The organism is Formosa sejongensis, from assembly GCF_033447105.1.
GTDB lineage: Bacteria > Bacteroidota > Bacteroidia > Flavobacteriales > Flavobacteriaceae > Formosa.
This window is the reverse complement of sequence record NZ_JAWQUN010000005.1, coordinates 85,451-107,482: the sequence shown is the minus strand read 5'-3', so window position 1 is coordinate 107,482 and position 22,032 is coordinate 85,451. Positions and strand designations below refer to the sequence as shown.

Below are 22,032 nucleotides of genomic sequence, written 5' to 3'. Positions count from 1 at the left end.
TTTTAAACAGATTTTGCTTATCCAAAGTTCTTTTTAATAAGGTTGTGTAAATTGGCTGATTTCCTAGAAATGCTGTAAATATTGCTGCTGTAACTGTAGTAATGATTAGAGGTAATATATCAATTCAAAATTAGATGTCATTTCAATAGCAAGCATTAATCCAGTTATAGGTGCTCTAACAGTCGAAGCAAATATTCCTGCCATTCCTGCTACAGCGAAAACACCTGCATGTAAAATTATATCCGGGAATAAATTTTGTGCAATAATCCCAAACCACATTCCCAAAATAACACCAAGTGTAAGTAATGGAGCAAAAATACCTCCAGGTACACCTATGCTATAACTAAAAATTGATAATAGTAACCTTACAATAAACAATACTAATAAAAAATAAATGGTGTAAGAATAATCTAGTACGTTAGTGATTGTGCTATAACCTCCTCCTATCATTTCAGGAAAAAAAACGCCTGTTATAACTATTAATAATCCTGAAATAATTCCCGTTACTATTATTGGGAGTTTCATAGTGTTTTCGAAGAAATTTAATGAAACAACTAGTAATCTATTATAAAAGTACCCCACGAGACCTAATATTAACCCCAATAGAATAAACATCCACAAGGCCATTAATTTTGGAATAGGGAAAATAGTCATTTCTATTATAGGCCTATCACCAATTAAAGATCTTATAACAAAAGTGGAAGATCCCGCTCCTATCATAAGGGCAGCTACTGAATAAAAATTAAATTTGAAATGTCCGTGAAGTTCCTCGATAACAAATAATATTCCAGCAAAAGGTGCATTAAAAGCACTAACAAGTCCTGCTCCAGCACCGACAGAAATTAGTGAATTATTTTCAAATTCTGATGAATCTATATTAAAAACGTCCTTAATCATTTTACCTATATTCGCTCCCATCTGAATTATTGGTCCCTCTCTTCCTAATAATAGCCCGCTACCTAAGGAAAATAATGAAGCAATAAATTTTACTGGTAATACTCTTTTCCAACGTACAGGTCTTAGCCCATCTAATGCTCCTTCAATTTCATGAACGCCACTTCCTTTTGCTTCTGGGGCAAATTTTCGAACTAAATACATTGGGATAATTATGGCACTAATTACTAGTACAATTGGTAATAGCCAACTAGAGAATCCTGTACTCCCTATATTAGCAAATAAAACAACCCTAAAATCATCAATTTTAGTAAGTATAATTCTAAAAATTGCGCCAACAAGTCCTGTAGTAAGTCCTACTATTAGTGCTAGAAATAACAATGTAAAATTCTTAGTTTTATCCTCAGATTGCTTATTATCTACTCTTGTCATTCTCTTTAACTTCTTCGAAATAGGTTGTATCAATTGGGTCTAACCTAATTTACTTTAAATATACGTTTTAGATCAGCTTGTAAGCTTTTCAAATGTCCTTTTCTAAAATACCGAAACAACTTAAAATTAACTTTTTACTGTCAATTTATATACTAAACAAGGAGTTTCGAATTCTAAAGATAAAAGTAATCTATAAATAAATATGAAAAACCAAAAAGAGCCTACGATATAAATCGTAAGCTCTTTAATTTTGATGTCTTTAATATCACTAAAAACAATTAATACATCAATTTCATTTTTAAATTTTGTTCTGTTTTAACTTCACCAGAATTTACTAAAGTGTTGTTCACAGATTTCTGTTCTTTTTCTCCCCAAAGTACGATAACGTAATGTACTGGGTTATTTGTAAATGTGTTTCCGCTAAAATCTATGTTTACAATTCCACGAGTTTGTAATAAAATTTTACTAGCATCTGAAGCACCACAATTTTTAAATGTATTATTCTTTAATACTAAGGTTCCTCCTATTGTAGATTCATCGTAACCACCTCTGTAGTAATTTAAAACGTTTTGGTCTATATTTTCGAAAATAGTATTTTCGATGGTTACAAATTCAGCATTATAATCTCCTTTATCATCGTCTTCTTCTGCCAATTGTATACCATTTGTACAGTCTTTAATAGTCGAATTATAAATTGCTAATGAATCTGCTAAAGAGCCTTTAGATGTTTTTAAAACACTATTGAATTTAGAAATATCGCTGTTCTTAATTTTTAATTTGTAAGCAACAGACATATTTTTATCTAACGTTGCAAAAGCATCTTGAGTTGTATTTCCTGAGATTGCTACATTATCTAATATTAAGTTTCCTTTAGGAAGTAATTGAAATAAAGCTGTATTTGCAGTACCAGTATATGTAATCTTAACTTTACGTTTGCTAGCAGATTTTATAGTGATTTCTTTATCAATTTTTAAAGCTTCAGAAATAGTATATGTTCCTGAACTTAATTCTAAAATATCTCCAGATTTAGCCGAAGTTAATGCAGTTGTAAGATCTTGTGCAGATGCGACTTTTATAATTTTAGACTTTCCTTTTCCTGCATTAAGGTCTAACCATTTTGGTCCGTATAGTGATTTATTAATTTCAACTTTACCTTCAGCAAATGGGAATGTTACAGCACCAATAGAATTATTTTTAGATCTATCGTCTTTTAAAAGGTCTTTCGAAATTGTTGAAAAATCATATCCATTATATACATCTGGAAATCCTTTTGTTGGCGCATAGAACCAATCTGAAACTTTACTTACACTAATAGATTCTTGTGAAAGGCCTCCATCTGTTTCAACAGCACTATTGTTTTTGTTATTTGAGATGTTGTTCTTGAAACTCACACCATCTACTTTATCGTAACCATAAATTGGGGTAGTCTGATTTTCATCAGTATTATAAATTAAATTATTTGCTACAACTGTACGAATTGGTCTTGCAGAACGAATTTCGCTTGCTGGTAACACATCACTTTTATCAACATTAGATCCCACACTAAACTGTAAAGGTGTAGTACAATCCATAAAAGTATTATAAGCTATAACAACATCTGTTACTTGGTTATAACGGTTTAAAGGTGATTTTGGCACACCATTCATAACAGCTATAGCGCTTCTAAATTCATTTCCTATAATTTTATAAAAATAATTATTTGTTACCCAATGTCCTGTATTTACAACACGTACACCACCAATTGCAGTAGAGTTATCGTTACCAATAAATACATTTCCATTAACCTTGGCATAGTTTCCATGACGTAATACTAAAGATCCTTCACACTCGAAAAATATGTTATGTTCAAATTCGTTAAAATTAGATTTACTTGAAATTATTTCAACTTCTCCATTACATCTTTCAAATAAGTTATTTTTAACCTCTGTGTAAGATGGTGTCATAGACGTATAGCTATCACCAATTTGTAAAGTCTCTCCATGTGGTCCTCCTAATCTTGGTCTTTCTCCTAAATAGTTATTTACAATTTTATGATGGTTATTAATATTCTCATTTCCATTTAGAAATACTCTTATTGTTGGGCCTGGATTAGATTTTCCAATAATGTAACAGTTACTTAATTCGTTATGTTTTCCGTAAAACTGAACCCAATGATCTTTTTCATCACGATTGGCTTGTGTAAAGCCATCAATAACTGTATTAGTTACTTTACAGTTATTTGCTATACTATCTTCATCTGTTCTAAAATCGATAACTGTATTTTTAGGCGTGTAACCATTTCTGAAATATAATCCAGTAACTTCTAAATATTCACCTGATAATCTAAGGGTAGACTGTCCTTCAATAAATACTTGTCCTGCTGTTTCTGCTTCCAAAACAATAGGCTGTTCTTTTGTACCAACACCTTTAAATTTTATAACGATATCCGTCCAAACACCATTAGCCATTACTAAATGGTCGCCTGGTTTTGCTTGTTTAATAGCCTGATTTAACTCTTGGGCATTTTTAACAATAGTCTTTAAAGCTTGTGCACTGACTTGAGCTGTAAACAAAATTGATAGAATTAAAATTGAAATTGTACTTTTAGTTGTATTCATTTGTTTTTTAGATTAAACTGGTTAACCAATTTGGTGAACCAAAAATACAAATTCTAAAACTTTTATTCAATTTTTTTGAATAAAATTAATTTAAAGTGTCAAAAATTAGCTTTAAGTTGAGTTATTTAGATAAAACTCCCGAAACACAGGTTTCAATTCTATTGGTTTGAATTATTGTAAAATGTTAGGCGTTTTATAAATAGATTATTAATAGCGTCCTAAACGATTAGTCTCTTTTTCAAAAAAGATATAACGACGTTGACTTTATAGAATTACTTGTACTGAGGGATACTTTTTCTATGTAAGTTGAATTTTGTTTTTTTTGTTGGCCTATCGAAAATTTATCGTAAAATTTGAAGCTGTTTGAGCTAAACGAATGTATCTACATATATGAATTTCAGTTGCGAATTCTTTAAATTTAGATGGTGAACGAAAAATTTAGATAAAAGTTCGTAAGCCTAGATTTTTTTGGCTTGGTTTATCCAGAGCGTAGTCGAAGGATCTTTTTATCAATGAAAAAAATGAGCATTTAATATTATTTAGGACACGATTGATAGATTATAGAAAGTGATAATTAACTTTTGTGAATTTTTTTTCTTGCTGAAAAGCTATTAAACACATTTATAGTTCATCTAATTATCATAATTTACGTTCAATTACACTTTACTTAATTCTATTTTTGAACATTACAAATACATAAAAAACAATAAGTTAAGCCCTCTTATTTTGAAGCGGACTTAACTTAAAAGTAAACTATTTATCTAAAAACTGTAATTACAACGTCGCTAATCGGCTATTAAATAAATATCCAGAATACATGTTTTTGTAATAAACTTTTTGTTCAATAGATTCAATGACTTTTGCTGCAAAATCTACTTCATACATATCAGACATACGATTTAAACCTCCAGGGCTAAACACATTAATTTCCATTAATTTATTTCCAACAATATCAATTCCAACTAAAAACATGCCATCTTGAACTAATTTTGGACGTACAATATTGGCAAGTTCCATAATCTGATCAGTCATTTTTGCTTTCATGGCCTTTCCTCCAGCATGAATATTACTTCTTATATCTCCTGAACCATTTACGCGTTGCATTAGTGCATATTTCCCATCTACTTGTAAAGGTTCTCCATTCAATAAAAATAAACGCGTATCTCCTCCTGTAGCTTCTTCTAAATATTCTTGAGCAATGACATAACCGTCGCGACAAATCGCATCTATAGTCTGATTTAAGTTTTTGGAATTATCTTTATCCATTAAAAACACATTAGTTCCACCTGATCCTTGCAACGGTTTCAAAATCATTTTTTGCTTTTGTTCCTTGAAAAAATCTTCAATTTCTTTATGATCGCGGGTAATAATTGTTTTGGGCCTTAGCACTTCTGGAAAATGCTGGAAATACATTTTATTAACAGCCAAAGCCAAACTCTTAGGATGATTTAAAACAATAACACCATTTCGCATCGCAATTTCTCCAAAAACAAAAGCTGCGTTTTGTGCCCAGTCACGTTCGTTTATCTCATCGGCAGGATTGTTTCTTAAGAAAAGAACATCCAAATCTTCGGAAGAAAGACTTATAAATTCCTCTTTTTGTAAAGCCTTAAAATAGGTTTCTTCACTTTTAAACACTTTATCTTTTATTGTTTTACAACGTACTGATAAATGTCCTGTCGAGGCATAAGACAATTCGCCAACACCAATAAAATAGACATCATGTCCTTTTTTATAAGCCGAAAAACCAAGAGTTGGCGTGGTGTAATTATGTTTTTCTGTATTGTGGTCGTTTATTATAAATGCTATTTTCATCGTGTTTTTAATTTATAAGTTCAATAATTTTAATTCCTTTATGTAATGTGTCTAAACGTTCTTTAACGTTAACTCTATTGTAAAACCTAGGCATTTCTGCTGCTTTTAAAACATTCCTATAGAGTAGTTCTTCGATAATATCGACATGTGTTATATTAAATTTTCCAGTATATAAATGCTCGATTTGCCCACCTTGTTTTAGGTAATTCATCAAGTCCATAATTCCAGCGAGATAAATGGCATCTTTAGTCAATCCGCCACCACGATACACCCGCATGGAAATCATAAATGCAGTATATTCTGAAAAGCTATACTTAATTCTTAAAATGTTAAATGTGGTAATAAAGTTAGCGCCTTTTAACATCGATTCTACTGCCATTACACGTCCCGCTAATAACCGCAATCGATTTACCGTAAGTCCGCCAACCAAATATTCCGCGATAACGGCTAATCCTTCTTGAAGCTGATCGTAACCTTCAAAACCTTCATACATTTGTTTTATCGGCTGGCTTTTACCGTTACAATAGGTAAGTATATGCGTTCCTATTTCATGATGAATTAAGGCATCTACCCGCTTTTCATCGATTAATAATTTATCGTTTATAAGTAATTTCGATTTCGAAACCATAATTCCAGCAACGTCATCTCTAATCTCTAAACCAATATCTATATCTGGAAATAGCCCACTATAATAATCAAGTTCTTTCTGAGCCACTTCTGCAAATTGATAGCAATCTAAGCGTTTAGCATTACTAATAATTTCTGGTTCTGGAAATGTTTCTAGAATATGTTTAGCTTCTTTTAAAACAGTAGTATTGATGCCTCCATATAAACTTTCACCTACAAATCTGAAATTCTTAGAACCACGTTCCTCCAACATAATAAGTTGTTTTTCGATTTCTAAACGTTTTCCTCTAAATATAAATGCTAGAGTTGGGTCTTCAATTTTATCAATTGGAATGGTAAATAATTTACGTTTTTCAACCTCTGGATCTAAAGCGATTAATCGGTATTTAAATGCGGGTGCCTTTTCAAAATCCTGTGCTTTAAAGGTCTCCCATTCTTCATTACTATTTACTGGTGTCACTCTTAAAAGGAAAGAAATCCGTTCGCTAATATTGGCTAAATCTTTATCCGTTTGAAGCGTAATCTCATCAATATGAGTTTTACCAAGCATCAAATAATGTTTAAAATCATCTGAAGTTTGCACACGAATAAATTCATAAACAGCGCGTTTAATAGTTTCAGAAAAAATTGTATAAAACGCTCTGAAAAACAGTGAGTATAACTCGTCTGACTTCGTGTTTTTGTATAAGGTTGGAATTGCCAATCCAATAATTAATGTACCCGACTTTCTTGAAGCACTAGAATCTAATAACGGTTGTAAATGATCCGGATGTCTGTCCAATGTATCAATCACTTCTGTCGTTAAATTTGGGTGCGTTCTTTTTAATTTATTGAATCCGTTGTACAATGCTTTTATAGCACCAGGTGCTTTATCTTCCGGACAAAAAATATTGAATTGATTCGAAATACTTTCAGTATTTGGCCACATTTCTATGACTAAAAACATTTCAAATTTCTGAGATATTAGCAAATTTATGGCATCTAATAAATGAGTGATATTAATAGTTTCATCTATAATTAAATATGATGCTTGTGTTTTTATTAGACGTGAAAAATAAACATCTACTTTGCTATATCTATACACACAAATAAATGGTAGCAGTTTATCTATATGTAACAAGCCGTTATTTATTAAACGTTCGTTAACAGGTTTATTCTTCGATAAACTATCGCATATTCTACCTATTATTTCAGGATCTAATGTTTTCATGTTTATTTAGAATATGTGTTATAGAACTGTGCAGCATGGGATTTGATTTTAGCGCCAAGTTGATCTCTGACGTTTGAAACGATTTCAGGATAAATCAGTGCTTTTTTTTCATTACAATACACTTTAGCAATTTCTGTGGCTAAAACCAGAGTGTTTGTGAAATTTGATGTGATGTACTTTAGAAAGTATCCGTTCCCTTGAAATGTATCGTTAATGTGAGCTGTTGAAGGGATTTTTTTAGATAGCGTAATTTCGGAAAGTAACTGTCTCCAATTTTCGATTTCAGTTTTAAATCGAGATTCATCTACATTTTTAGTCCCTAAATTCCAGGTAGGTACTTCACGGTCCCAGCGTTTTACATTAAAACTATGCATGTCGTATACTACAGCGTGACCGTAAATATCTTCGACAGTTGAAACTAACTTATGAAGTACGTTATAAAATTCGTGATGTTTGTTTAATGCACGATCTTTTAAGGATGTTAGTAATGGTTTTTTCCAAAGAGGTTTACCCCAAGCATCTTTATAAATAGCATCTTCAGGAGCTCTATTTAAATCGTATTCGAAACGAGAATCTAAACCTGAAATAACAATCGGACATTCTGAAACCATAGTTTTGGTTTCAGGATCTTCTTCGTACCAACGTTCATATTCAGAATGGGTACAAAAGTCCCATAAATCACGTTTAAAATGATGACCATCGTGAACTGCGCCGCAAATAAACGGCACGTATTTATCGATTTTTAGTGTAAAAGAATAATCTGAAGCAACCGCATGAAAGCGTTCTTTTGCTTCGATTTTTTTGACGATATTTTTAAGACTTAATTTTTCCATAGTTGAATAAAACTATAAAATTGAATCTTAAAAAGATGTTAAATCATTGATTTGAAGTGCTTAAATAGCCTCTAAAAATAAAAGTAATTAATGGATTATCGTGATTAGAATTATTAATAACTCAAAACGTCTTATTTTGAAGTTTTAGTCTTGTAATTATCATCCCAATGTTTTTCGTGAGGCTCACCAAGTTTACCAACAGACTTGGCAACTAACATGGAAACGGCAGCATCACCAGTAATATTTACGGTGGTACGACACATGTCTAATGGTCTATCTACAGCAAAGATTAATGCTAAACCTGCTTCAGGAATACCAGCTTGAGCTAATACAATAACTAACATTACCATACCTGCGCCAGGAACAGCTGCACTTCCTATAGATGCTAAAGTAGCTGTGGCGATAATACCTAATTGTGCTCCTAAACTTAAATCCATACCAAAAGCTTGCGCTATAAATACAGCAGCAACAGCTTGATATAAACTGGTTCCATCCATATTAATCGTTGCTCCAATGGGTAGTACAAAACTAGCAACTTCCTCTTCTACGCCTAAATGTTCTTCAACGCGCTCCATAGTAAGTGGTAATGTCGCTGCACTACTACTGGTTGAAAACGCTAAAAGCTGGGCAGGAGAAATTCCGTTGAAAAAGAATTTTGGTGTTTTTTTTGTAAATACATAAACAATTCCAGCATATACCATCATCATCAGTAATAAGCCTAAAACTACACTAAAGGCATACCAACCTAAGGCTTTAAATAAATCTGCACTTGGTGCTTCTACAATTAAGGCAGCAAGTAACGCGAATACACCATACGGTGCAGCCAACATAATAATATCTATAAGTTTTAAGATAACTTCATTAAACCCATCAAAAAAGTCTTTTACAGGTTTAGATTGTTCTTCTGGAATTAGAATTAAACCCACTCCAAAAAAGATAGCAAAGAAAATCACTTGAAGCATATTTCCGTTATCGCTAGCAGCTTGAAAGATGTTACTAGGCACAATGTCCTCTAAGGCTTGTAAAGGGCCTGCTTCTTTTTGTTTTGCTGCAGCTGCAATTTTAGAATCTGCATCGCCTTTGTAATTTTCAACCAATTGCGATCTTGTTTCTTCAGAAATAGAATGTCCTGGTTTTATAATATTTACTACAGCTAATCCAATAGAAACCGCAATTAGAGTAGTAAGAATATAAATTCCTATAGTCTTTCCTCCCATTTGAGAGAGCTTAGAAATGTCTTTTAAATCTGAAACTCCTTTTATTAATGACCCTAAAATTAAAGGAACGGCAATGAGTTTTAATGAATTGATGAAGATGTTTCCAAAAGGTTTAATCCAACGGCTAACAAAATCACTTCCCCATTCAAATTGTGTCATTATTAATGCGAACACAACTCCTGTAACCATTCCTATCAATATTTGCCAATGCAATGCGAGTTTCTTCATAGTATAATTTTGGTGCTTATATTTTAAATTGTTTGTTAAGTTAGATGATTGTGTAAAATAATAAAAGGTTTTCTATTAGAATTTTAGTCGACTGTATATCGATTTATGAATTCAAATAGAAAACCTTTTAAAAATTTATGTATTTATTTTATTGATAGGTTTTATCGAGTAAAAAATAATCTGCTATAACCAATGCGGCCATAGCTTCAACAATTGGTACAGCTCTAGGCACAACACAAGGATCGTGACGTCCTTTACCTTCCATTTGCACAATATTACCATCTTTATCAATCGTATCTTGCGTTTGCATAATCGTAGCGACTGGCTTAAAAGCAACTCTAAAGTAAATATCCATACCGTTACTTATTCCGCCTTGTATACCTCCAGAAAGATTAGTTTTTGTTGTTCCGTCTGTATTATATAAATCGTTGTGATCGCTTCCTTTCATTTTTGCACCACAGAATCCGCTACCATATTCAAATCCTTTTACAGCATTTATAGAGAGCATGGCTTTCCCTAATTCTGCATGTAATTTGTCGAAAACAGGTTCTCCTAAACCAATAGGCACATTTTTAATCACACAAGTTACTGTGCCTCCAATAGTATCTCCAGCTTTTCTGATTTCTTTAATTTTTGAAATCATTCTATCTGCCGTTTCCGTATCTGGACAACGTACAATATTACTTTCTGTATTATTAAGATCTACATCTTGATATGGTTTTTCCATGAAAATCTCACCTACAGAAGATGTAAACGCATGAATTTCTATACCTTTTAAAAATTGTTTAGCCACTGCACCTGCCACTACGCGACAAGCTGTTTCTCTAGCAGAACTTCTCCCTCCTCCTCTATAATCGCGAACACCATATTTTTTTTCGTAAACGTAATCGGCATGCGACGGACGGAAAGAATCCTTTATGTGTGAATAATCGTGAGACTTTTGATTTGCGTTTTCAATAATGAATCCTATTGAAGTTCCTGTAGTTTTACCTTCAAAAATTCCGGATAAGAATTTTACTTCATCTGGTTCTTTTCGTTGTGTTACTATAGCCGATTGTCCAGGTTTTCTACGATTCATTTCATTCTGAATAGCATCAAAATCTATTGAAATCCCAGCCGGGCATCCATCTAACACTCCACCTAATGCAACACCATGAGATTCACCAAAAGTGGTGAGTTTAAATATTTTTCCAAATGAATTACCTGCCATAACAAACTGTATTTTTTTGCTAATTTAAATGTATTATTACGAAAAATAAAATAGAATGTGAGTAATTCCAAAATTAGATTCTAAAACATAGATAACACTAATTTTACAAAAAGCTGTTTATTACTTAATTAGGACTTTAAGTTAAAGTAACATCTGTAGTTGTTATTTGCATTATTACGAACATTCTAACGTCCTACTTTATTGAAAATTAAACGAAAAATTGAAGTCGCCGTCATATCCGATGTTCATTTAGGAACATTTGGTTGCCATGCCAAAGAGCTATATTCTTATTTAAATAGTATAGACCCGAAAAAGCTTATTTTAAATGGAGATATCATAGATATCTGGCAGTTTAACAAACGTTATTTCCCAAAATCGCATATGCAAGTCATTAAAAAAATAATGGACATGGCTTCAGATGGTGTTGAAGTGATTTACATTACAGGAAACCATGACGAAATGCTTAGGCGTTTTAGCGATTCTACTATAGGAAATTTTTCGATTGTAGATAAATATGTAACCGAGTTAAACGGAAAGAGTGCTTGGTTTTTTCATGGAGATATTTTTGATGTATCTATACAGAATGCAAAATGGTTAGCTAAATTAGGTGGTTATGGTTATGATTTTTTAATCTTAATAAACCAAATTGTAAATTGGGGTTTATCGAAAATGGGAAGAGAGAAATATTCAATTTCTAAACGTATAAAAAATGGCGTAAAAGGTGCTGTGAAATATATAAGCGATTTTGAAACAGTTGCTACAGATTTGGCTATAGAACAAGGTTACGACTATGTAATTTGCGGACATATACATCAGCCAAAGATGATTATTAAGGAGAATAAGCATGGAAAAACCATGTATTTAAACTCTGGAGATTGGGTTGAAAACTTTACGGCTTTAGAATATCAATTTAAGCGTTGGAAAATTTATAACTATAACCACGATAAACTCTCCCCTTTTTTTGTAGACGAAGATTTAAAAGATATGGATATGCAAGATTTAATAGCTGCAATAACGATAGTTGACAAGAGAAAGAAGAAATCTAAAAAGCAAAAATTAGAGTAAAGCTCTTCTTAAAATAGTTACTGGATGGAGTGCCTCCCGATTTGTCCCATCCTTAATTTGATGTCGACAACTTGTCCCATTTGCTGAAATAAGCACGTCTTGAGCTGCTTTTCTAACCGCAGGGAATAAGGTTTGTTCACCAACATTCATACTCACTTCATAATGTTCTTTTTCGTATCCAAAACTACCTGCCATTCCGCAACATCCGCTTGGGATAATAGTCGCTTTATACCCTTTTGGAAGATTGAGAATTTTAAATGTTGATAATTGGTTGCTCATTGCTTTTTGATGACAATGTGAATGGATCTTAATTATTTTCTCTTCGGTGTGAAATTGCTCAGATGTAATATTTCCTTTTTCTAATTCTGAAAACAGAAAGTCTTCAATTAAAAAGGTATGTTTTGCAATCCGTTTTGCTGCTTCTTTATCCTCAGCCAACATAATATATTCATCTTTAAAAGTAAAAATTGCTGAAGGTTCTACACCAACCAAGGGTGTATCTTCAGATATTAAATTTTTATAAATATTCACATTCTTGGTAGCGCAATCTTTAGCTTGTTCTAGAAAACCTTTAGATATGAATGCGCGTCCAGATTCTTCATGTTTCACAAACTTTAAATCGTAATTTAATCCTTGTAATAAGGCAATAGCATCTAAACCAATCTCAGTATCTAAAAGGTTTGTAAACTCATCTACAAAGAAATGAATCGTTTTTGTTTTTTTATAGTTAACTAATTCAAAATCATTATTTTTAATATGTTTATTTAAACTTTTAGAAGATACTAGAGGCATACTTCTTTTTTCGGCGATACCAAATGTTTTCTTCATTAAATCGGATGTGAATTTCGTTTTGAAAAAGAAATTTGTAATACCCGAAACATGAGTAGTTAATTCGTTCACTTTGTTATTATATGCAAATAATTTAGAGCGTAAACTAAATCCGTTTTCCTTCTGATATTGGTATAAAAACTCTGATTTCATACTCGCAATATCCACTGTACTCGGGCATTCATTTAAGCATGCTTTACAGCTTAAACATAAATCTAGAATGTCTTTTAGTTCTTCATGATTAAACGGGTTTTTACCAGCTTCTGTATGCGTTAAAAATTCGCGTAAGGCATTCGCTCTTGCTCGTGTTACATCCTTTTCGTTTCTAGTTGCACGATAACTCGGGCACATGGTTCCGCCTAATTCTGGTGGTTTTCTGCAATCTCCACTCCCATTACACTTTTCAGCTTGTCTAAGAATACCCTCAGAAGCCGAAAAATCCATTAACGTTTTTATTTCAGGTTCTTTACGGTCTGGAACATAGCGCAGCGCTTCATCCATAGGAAAAGCATCAACTATTTTACCTGCATTAAATATGTTATTAGGATCGAAAACCGATTTAATACGCTTTACAATTTGGTAATTATCCTCACCAATCATTAACGGAATAAATTCAGCACGTACAATTCCATCACCATGTTCACCAGACATGGAACCTCGGTATTTCTTAACTAAATGCGCAACATCCGTAGTGATTTTTCGAAATAAAACAACATCTTCACTCAGTTTAAGATTTAAAATCGGACGTAAATGTAATTCGCCAGCTCCAGCATGTGCGTAGTAAATCGCCTTCTGATTATAGCCTTTCATTAGTGCTGTGAATTCATTTATATAATTCGCGAAATCAGGAAGAGCAACTGCTGTATCTTCTATACATGCCGCCGATTTTTTATCGCCAATTATATTTCCTAAAAGTCCAAGACCTGCCTTTCGTAATTCAATGGCTTTATCAATATCATCATCAAAAAGGATCACATTTGCATAACTTAAACCTTCAATATTTAAATCATTTACAAGAGCTGTAGCTTGACGTTTAACAGCTGTTTTATCGTTACTTTTTAGCTCACACATTAAAATGGCTTCAGGATCGCCAACTACAAATTGTCTATTTTCTTGTTGTTTTAAATTATTTTTAGTACAATCTAATATTGTTTTATCCATCATTTCGCACAAGTACAAATTATGCTGCATACATGTTGTTGTCGCTATTAATGAGTCTTCAATTGTTTTAAAATGTGCAGCGACCATAACACGTTCTGTGGGTGGTAAAACATCTAAATGCAATGTAATCTCTGTAGTAAAAGCCAATGTGCCTTCGCTTCCAGATAATAGATTACACATATTAAAGGGCTTGTCTGATTCTTCAAAAACAGAAGCATCCATCAATTTATCTAAAGCATATCCTGTGTTTCTACGATGTATTTCTGGCTTTGGAAACTCTTTATAAATATGACTTCTAACCGCTTCAGATTTTAACTCGTTGTAGATCGTTTTATATATTTTGCCTTCCAGATTGGATAAAGTCATTTTCTTATGAAATTCATCCATAGTTAAATTTCCAAAGACAGCATCCGTTCCATTACTTAAAATGGTTTTTAATTGTAAAACTTTATCTCTAGTTACGCCATATTGAATAGATGTTGTTCCTGAAGAGTTGTTCCCAACCATTCCACCAATCATACAACGATTAGACGTTGATGTGTCTGGAGAGAAAAACAATCCATAGGGTTTTAATTGAAGATTTAAAAAATCCTTTACAATCCCAGGCTGAAGCGTAACTGTTCTCGCTTCTTTATTTATTGAAATAATGTTTGTGAAATATTTAGAAACATCTACAACAATACCATCACCAACACACTGTCCAGCTAAAGACGTTCCTGCTGTTCTTGGAATTAATGTAATCGAATTGGTGTTTGCAAAAGCAATTAAAACTTTTAAATCTGTTTTATGTTTTGGATACGCAACAGCTAATGGTAATCTTCTATAAACCGATGCATCTGTGGCATAAATGGATTTCATTAAAGCGTCGTAATACAACTCGCCTTCTAAAGATGTTTTTAATTCGTCCAAAATAGAAAGGGCAATTGTGGTCATAACAAGAAGATTATTTACTAAGTATGTTTAGCAGTTTTAAAAGTAAGCAATGTAATAAAACTAACAAATAAATGATTAATTACCATTAAGTTAATTTCTGAACTATTAAATTTATAGCTTGAATTGAAATTACTTTTTATGAACAAATTATTTTTAGCACTGACTTTTATTTTTATTGGATTAACAGTTCAATCACAAGAAACAACTAAAAACGCCTTAGGTATTCGTTTAGGAAACAATGATGGTATTGGATTCGAAATCTCTTATCAGCGTGCATTAGGCACTAAACAACGATTAGAAGCCGATTTAGGATGGCGGACAGGTGATAGTTACGATAGTTACCAATTAACTGGATTATACCAATGGGTTTGGCCTATAATAAACAAATTAAATTGGTTTGTTGGTGCAGGTGGAGGTTTTGGTAGCCGCGATTATAAGCAAACAGACCAACAGAGTGGCGATAATGATGTTTTTGTATTTATTGCTGGTGATGTGGGTATAGAATACAATTTTAATATTCCTTTAGTTATATCTTTAGATTTTAGACCTGCCTATGGATCTAACGACTACGATGCATATGATTTTGGATTTGGTTTTAGATATAAATTTTAAAATCCGCTTTTGTGAAATGAAAAAACGCTTCAGATTTAAAATAATCTGAAGCGTTTTTTTTTATAGTTTCGAATAAATATTTTTTTTCAAACCGACTATCATCGAGGAATTCTTCCCGATTAAACTATATTTTCTTCTAAACTTTTACGTAATGTATCTTCGTATAATTTTTCATATTGTGGTACTATTTTATGCAAATCGAATATATAAGAACGCTCTTTTGCATTTTGCTTAAATTGCTTTAATCTATCCTCGTCACTTAAAATATGAATTGCATTTTGGCTCATTTCTTCAATATCTCCAACATCGCTTAAAAAACCGGTAATACCGTGAATATTAACTTCTGGAATTCCTCCTGTATTACTAGAAATTACAGGAACACCGGATGCCATTGCTTCTAAAGCAGCAAGTCCAAAACTTTCTGTTTCCGATGGCAATAAGAACAAATCACTAAAACATAAAATTTTATCAATCTCGTTACTTCTTCCAAAAAATACCACTTTATCAAGAATGCCTAATTTCTGACATAAATTTTCTGCTTTTTCTTTATCTGGACCTTCACCAATTAACATTAATTTTGCAGGTATTTCCTTTTGGATGTTGTAGAAAATTTTAATTACATCTAAGATGCGTTTTACCGGTCTTAGATTACTAATGTGAGTAATGATCTTTTCATTATCAGGAGCCATCATTCCGCGTTGGCAATCTGTATATGAATGTTTATATTTTTCAATATCAATAAAATTAGTGATAACGTGAATATCCTTCTTAATATCAAATAATCTAAAAGTATCTTCTCTTAAACTTTCGGAAACCGCTGTAACAGCATCCGATTTATTTATACTAAAACTAACCGCAGGTTTATAAACAGGATGACTTCCTACCAAAGTGATATCGGTACCGTGAAGTGTCGTTACTATAGGAATATTTATACCTTCTTCCTGCAACATTTTCTTAGCCATATATGCCGCATAGGCATGAGGAATGGCATAATGCACATGTAATAAATCAAGTTTGTGAAGCTTAACCATATCTACCATTTTACTAGATAAAGCCAGTTCATAAGGCTGATAATGAAATAAAGGGTATTCTGGTACATTAACTTCGTGAAAATGCACTTTGTTACTTAATAAATCTAACCGCACTGGCTGATTATAAGTAATAAAATGAATTTCGTGGCCGCGTTTCGCTAACTCTAAACCCAATTCTGTAGCAACTACGCCACTTCCTCCAAATGTTGGATAACAATTAATTCCTATTCGCATCTTAATTTATAATTGCTTCGTAAATAAGTTCTTGAATATCTGTTCTAATATTTTCTCGTAATAACATGTTTATTTCTGCAGAAGGATAGGTTCTGTTTGCTAAAAACACATAAACGATATCTTCATCTGGATCTGCCCAAGTATATGTTCCTGTAAATCCGGAATGCCCAAAACTTTTCATAGAAAGGCAACCACATGTTGGTCCGCTTTTCCCGAATTGAGGTTTATCGAATCCTAATCCGCGTCTATTACCTTTGTCTGCATAATAACATGTATTAAACATATCTATAGTTTCTGGTTTTAGATAACGTTTATCACCATAAAATCCTTTTTGCAAATACATTTGCATAATTTTAGCGATATCGTTGGCATTACTAAAAACACCTGCATGCCCACCTACTCCATTTTGCATGGCAGCTCCCATATCGTGAACGTAACCTTGCACTACCTGATGCCTATAATAAGTATCGTTTTCTGTTGGTATTATATCTTTCATTGGAAACTTTAAATACGGATTATAAGTTGATAAATTCATTCCTAAGGATTCATAAAAATGAGTTTGAACTAATACATCTAATGTTCTGTCGTAATAAGTTTCGATAAATTTCTTTAAAATGTAATAAGGTAAATCACTATAGCGATAACTTAGTTTGGGAAGCAAGTCTGTTTCTTTAATAATTTTCTGAATCGAGTCTGGATAATCGCGTTTTAAATATATATTATTCGCTATTTTAATATTGAAAAGCTCGCTTGGCGCATTGCTATAATATTTAGAACTCGGCATTTTAGCAGTGTCAAGCGTTGCAACATAAAAAGGAATCCAAGGTTTTAATCGTGCATAATGCGATAACATTTGTTTAAGACTTATGTCCGCTTTATTTGAACCTATATATTCGGGCATTAATTTTGAAAGTGTAGAATTTATTGTAATTTCATCATCCTGCTCTACAATTTCCATTAACAAAGGTAAGCTCGCAACTATTTTGGTTAGTGATGCAATATCGTAGATATCATTAAATTTTACAGGTTCCGCATCTTTTTCATATGTATGTTTTCCGAAATTCTGATTGTAAATTACCTTTCCCTTTCTTGCGACCAAAAGTTGCAATCCGGGAGTCATATGTTCGTCTACTGCACGTTGTGCAATTGCATCGATTCTGTGTAATTTTTTCGAATCGACACCTACCCGTTCCGGAATTGTATATCCTAAACGAGAAATTGAACTGGTATTAACACCATCTCCAACAAGCAATCCATTTCCAACAGAAACGGGAAGTTTACCTTTAGCCTCTAGAGCTCCAAAAATAATTTGAGCCGACTTTTCTTGAGCGACATCACTATTTTGATAACTTACTATAATACCTTCAATATTTTCAATTGATGGTAAATCTAACAATGCGTATGGTTTAACAAATACATCTAAAATTACATTATGTGTTTGCGCTATACTGTCTAAAAGTTGAACTTCTTCTGTAGTAAAATCGTAACTCTTCCAAGGATTTGCATTCGAGCGATGTAAACCAATTATAATGGTATTATAGTTATCTAATCTGTTTTTGATATAATCGTACGTGTCCGATTTAATCTCGTGGACTTTAGTGTATTTTTTTAATTCCTCATAAAACGGTGTCCCAGTATCATCACCAAATTTTATATAGGCAATTGTTTTTTTATCTAAATCGCGAATTGGTAAAATGTCATTTTCATTTTTTACGACTGTAATCGCATTTTCGAATAATTCCTCATTTAAAATATCATCTTCCAAACGGTTTAAATCTGCAACCAAATTAGTCGTGTTTATTGGTTTGTAATGATTTAAACCTACTTTGTATTTAGACATTAATATTTTCTTTACAGAGTATGCTAAACGATCCTCTGTAATGATGTTAGAATTATAAGCTTCAGTAATTTTCACCATAGCTTTTGGCACATCTTCAGAAATTAGTAAAATGTCGTTTCCTGCTAAAAATGCAGCCAAATCAATATCTCCTGGACTACTAAAATTTGCAACGCCTTTCATTTCTAAAGCATCGGTAAAAATTAAGCCTTCAAAACCCATTTTATCTATTAATAAATCGGTAATTATTGCTTTAGATAAAGACGATGGAAAATCTGGTCTAGCTTCTAAACTAGGCACATTTAAATGTGCTACCATAATGCTTTCTAAACCATTTTTAATCATTTTTTTATACGGATAAAGCTCAATGGAATCTATACGTTTTTCTGAAAACGTTATGGTTGGAAGGGCTTTATGCGAATCGGTTTCTGTATCTCCGTGTCCTGGAAAATGCTTTCCTGTAGCCATAACTCCAGCACTTTGCAAACCTTTCATAAACGCTATAGCATGATCTGTAACTTCGTCTCGGTCTTCACCAAAAGAACGATTTCCAATAATAGGATTTTTAGGATTTGTATTAATGTCTACGTCTGGACCAAAATTAAAATGAATCCCTATACGTTTACAATGCTCACCAATATGTTTTCCAACTTGTTCGACTAATTCCTTGTTTTGTATGGCTCCTAAAGTCATATTCCAAGGAAATGCATATGTAGAATCTAGTCGCATACTCAATCCCCATTCTGCATCCATACCAATTAACATGGGCACTTTAGATAAACCTTGATACGTATTATTTAGTTTTGCCAACTTAACAGGTCCTCCTTTCGAATAAATAATACCTCCGATGTGATTATTTTTAATCAGATTTTCAATACTACTTTGATCTCTTGTGTTTGCAGAAGTCATGGCTCGAACCATAAATAATTGGCCAATTCGTTCTTGAAGTGTCAATTTAGTATACACACTATCCACCCATTTTTGTTGAGCTATAGCATCTTTTGTAACTAAAGGATTTGTAGAATTTTGACTAAAAGAAAGGTTTATACTAAAAAGAATAAATAAAATATATAAAATGTTGCGCATGAAAAATTCAATTTGATTGTAAATACATTATTTACGATAAATAAGTAGCCAAAATACCATATTTAAAATGAAGTTAAAAAGACTTTGTGATAGATTTATAAAGAATTAATTAACAGTGATAAATCCAATAAATATGAGATAAAAAAGCGATGTGTTAAATAGTAGTCAATGCTCTATAAGTATTACTAAAATACGTTAAGAATGACTGCTTTAAAAAAAAACTTCACTCAATAAAAATTGAATGAAGCCTCTTTATATTATTCTTCTAATTTGAGTTATTCTATTAAATCGATATATCTATCGTGATAGCCTAATAAATATAAAACACCATCTAAGCCAATACTAGAAATAGAACTTTGTGCATTGTCTTTTACTTTAGGTTTTGCATGAAAAGCAATGCCTAGACCGGCAAGGTTAAGCATTGGTAAATCGTTGGCACCATCTCCAATGGCAATAGTTTGACTAATATCTATACCTTCTCTTTTTGCGATATCTTTAAGATACTCTGCTTTTTTATTCCCGTCTACAATTTCTCCAAGATAACCACCGGTAAGCAGTCCATCTTTAATTTCTAGTTGATTTGCATACACATAATCAATACCTAATTCTTTTTGTAAATAATGTCCAAAATAAGTAAATCCACCAGATAAAATGGCGGTTTTAAATCCGTATTTTTTTAAAGTATCAATAAGTCTTCTGGCACCTTTTGTAATTGGTAAATTAACAGCCACTTGCTGAAGCACATCTTCGCTTAATCCTTTTAAAAGTTTCATGCGTTTCTCAAAACTCTCATTAAAATCGATTTCACCTTGCATTGCAGACTCAGTAATCGCTTTTACTTCTGCTCCAACTCCTGCCAATTCTGCAAGTTCGTCAATAACTTCTGTTTGAATTAAAGTAGAGTCCATATCAAAACAAACTAAACGTCTGTTTCTTCTATAAATATTGTCTTCTTGAAAAGCGATATCCACATTTAAATCCCGTGAAATTTGCATGAACCTTTCTGTAAATTCAGATTTATTTTCGATATGACCTCTAATTGATAATTGAATAGACGCCCTAGGATATTCTTCATCTTTAACTAAAGATAAACGACCAGTAAGACGTTTAATCGCATCGATGTTTAAGTTCTTTTCAGAAATAACTTTAGTGACTTCAGAGATTTGTTTAGCCGATAATTTTTCACCTAAAAGTGTTATAATATATCGGTCTTTACCTTGCAGCGTTACCCATTTCTCGTAATCATCAAGAGTAATAGGTGTGAACTTAGCAGTGATACCGAGTTCGTAAGCTTTAAATAATAAATCTTTTAAAACTGCTGCCGATTTTTTCTTCGATTTTATTTCAAACAAAATACCTAAAGATAGTGTATCGTGTATGTTTGCTTGGCCAATATCTAGAACTTTAGCACCATATTGTGCTAAAACATCTGTTAAACTAGATGTTAATCCAGGCTTATCTTGTCCCGAAATGTTTAATAAGAAAATCTCATTACTCATAATATCGTATTTGGATTTTAGGTTGAAAAAATTAAAGATCTATTTGGTATAATAGACCTATTATAAAGATTGATAGCTTTTGTTTTGTGAATAAAATTCATGGAATAGCTAAAACTGATTCTTAAACTTTTATTAAATATTAATTATTTAATAAATCTATTATGCCAGCTTTCACTTGCAGGAACTTCCCAGTTTTCCTTGTATTCGGCAACTGTATTTACTAAATTATTAAAGACAATAGTGTTTTTAGAAACTGCTTTATCTTTAGCCATTTTTCTGAATTCGGTTAAGTTTTTATAAGCAACAAACTCACCTTGTTTATAAGACACATTCATTTTATCTAATAAATCTACATTGTATTCTTTTTCTAATTGTTGAATAAAATGCACTGAAGCATCTACCGAACATCCTGTAGCATTATTAACTTCTTGATTTAAACCAAGCACAATAAAACGCTTATACTTAATATCGAAACCTGCATTTAAATCTGCACCGTGAGCAGTCCAGTTTTCTAAAAAGACTTCAAGTTTAGATTTTATTTCTTCTAATTCTTGATCTGAAAAAGAACGATTGGCTTGATAAATCCAAACTTTTGAGGTTTCTGGTAATGTATTAAAATCTACTAACATCTTTTTAATTCTATATTTTTAATCCGGATTCAGTTTTTTGAATTTTCTAAAATC

The 22,032-nt window shown here is 32.2% G+C and carries 14 protein-coding genes; 2 read left to right on the top strand and 12 right to left on the bottom strand.

What is annotated here, in order from left to right:
• Positions 1 to 105 precede the first annotated feature (105 nt).
• The 7 genes from clcA to aroC all read right to left on the bottom strand — a co-directional run bounded on the left by clcA (position 106) and on the right by aroC (position 11,063).
• Positions 106 to 1,326 carry a H(+)/Cl(-) exchange transporter ClcA gene (gene clcA, locus R6X41_RS07505; RefSeq protein WP_318498924.1) on the bottom strand — a complete coding sequence of 407 codons (1,221 nt, stop codon included), beginning with the start codon at positions 1,324 to 1,326 and terminating at the stop codon, positions 106 to 108.
• Between the two features lie 278 nt (positions 1,327 to 1,604).
• Positions 1,605 to 3,923 (bottom strand): chondroitinase-B domain-containing protein, encoded by a 2,319-nt coding sequence (locus R6X41_RS07500; protein ID WP_318498923.1) that lies wholly within the window; start codon positions 3,921 to 3,923, stop codon positions 1,605 to 1,607.
• 774 nt (positions 3,924 to 4,697) lie between these two features.
• Complete coding sequence (locus tag R6X41_RS07495) at positions 4,698 to 5,738, bottom strand: glutathione synthetase (protein WP_318498921.1); 1,041 nt, start codon at positions 5,736 to 5,738, stop codon at positions 4,698 to 4,700.
• Between the two features lie 7 nt (positions 5,739 to 5,745).
• The gene (locus R6X41_RS07490) at positions 5,746 to 7,575 is read right to left on the bottom strand and encodes a peptidase MATCAP family protein (RefSeq protein WP_318498920.1); all 1,830 of its coding nucleotides are present in this window, start codon (positions 7,573 to 7,575) and stop codon (positions 5,746 to 5,748) included.
• Positions 7,576 to 7,577: 2 nt separating this feature from the next.
• Entirely contained in the window at positions 7,578 to 8,408 is an 831-nt protein-coding gene (locus tag R6X41_RS07485; RefSeq protein ID WP_318498918.1) for an N-formylglutamate amidohydrolase, read from the bottom strand.
• A gap of 131 nt (positions 8,409 to 8,539) precedes the next feature.
• Complete coding sequence (locus R6X41_RS07480; protein WP_318498916.1) at positions 8,540 to 9,853, bottom strand: dicarboxylate/amino acid:cation symporter; 1,314 nt, start codon at positions 9,851 to 9,853, stop codon at positions 8,540 to 8,542.
• 148 nt (positions 9,854 to 10,001) lie between these two features.
• Complete coding sequence (aroC, locus tag R6X41_RS07475) at positions 10,002 to 11,063, bottom strand: chorismate synthase (RefSeq protein WP_318498914.1); 1,062 nt, start codon at positions 11,061 to 11,063, stop codon at positions 10,002 to 10,004.
• 201 nt (positions 11,064 to 11,264) lie between these two features.
• Here aroC and R6X41_RS07470 point away from each other — a divergent pair, with 201 nt between their 5' ends.
• Positions 11,265 to 12,128, top strand: a complete 864-nt coding sequence (locus R6X41_RS07470; RefSeq protein WP_318498912.1) for a UDP-2,3-diacylglucosamine diphosphatase — start codon at positions 11,265 to 11,267, stop codon at positions 12,126 to 12,128.
• Here R6X41_RS07470 and R6X41_RS07465 read toward each other — a convergent pair.
• Positions 12,120 to 15,050, bottom strand: a complete 2,931-nt coding sequence (locus R6X41_RS07465; RefSeq protein ID WP_318498911.1) for an FAD-binding and (Fe-S)-binding domain-containing protein — start codon at positions 15,048 to 15,050, stop codon at positions 12,120 to 12,122. The two genes, R6X41_RS07470 and R6X41_RS07465, sit on opposite strands and share 9 nt — an antisense overlap.
• Before the next feature lie 138 nt (positions 15,051 to 15,188).
• Between R6X41_RS07465 and R6X41_RS07460 the strand changes: the two genes are divergently transcribed.
• Positions 15,189 to 15,662 (top strand): hypothetical protein, encoded by a 474-nt coding sequence (locus R6X41_RS07460; protein WP_318498909.1) that lies wholly within the window; start codon positions 15,189 to 15,191, stop codon positions 15,660 to 15,662.
• A 119-nt stretch (positions 15,663 to 15,781) separates the two neighbouring features.
• Here R6X41_RS07460 and bshA read toward each other — a convergent pair whose 3' ends face one another.
• From bshA to R6X41_RS07440, 4 genes are all read right to left on the bottom strand, one after another.
• The gene (gene bshA / locus R6X41_RS07455; RefSeq protein ID WP_318498907.1) at positions 15,782 to 16,927 is read right to left on the bottom strand and encodes an N-acetyl-alpha-D-glucosaminyl L-malate synthase BshA; all 1,146 of its coding nucleotides are present in this window, start codon (positions 16,925 to 16,927) and stop codon (positions 15,782 to 15,784) included.
• Position 16,928: 1 nt separating this feature from the next.
• On the bottom strand, positions 16,929 to 19,850 hold the full coding sequence (locus R6X41_RS07450; protein WP_318498904.1) for a serine hydrolase domain-containing protein: 2,922 nt from the start codon (positions 19,848 to 19,850) through the stop codon (positions 16,929 to 16,931).
• Between the two features lie 275 nt (positions 19,851 to 20,125).
• The gene (serB, locus tag R6X41_RS07445; RefSeq protein WP_318498902.1) at positions 20,126 to 21,349 is read right to left on the bottom strand and encodes a phosphoserine phosphatase SerB; all 1,224 of its coding nucleotides are present in this window, start codon (positions 21,347 to 21,349) and stop codon (positions 20,126 to 20,128) included.
• 143 nt (positions 21,350 to 21,492) lie between these two features.
• A complete protein-coding gene (locus tag R6X41_RS07440; RefSeq protein WP_318498900.1) occupies positions 21,493 to 21,978 on the bottom strand; it encodes an ABC transporter ATPase in 486 nt (161 codons plus the stop codon).
• Positions 21,979 to 22,032: the final 54 nt, after the last annotated feature.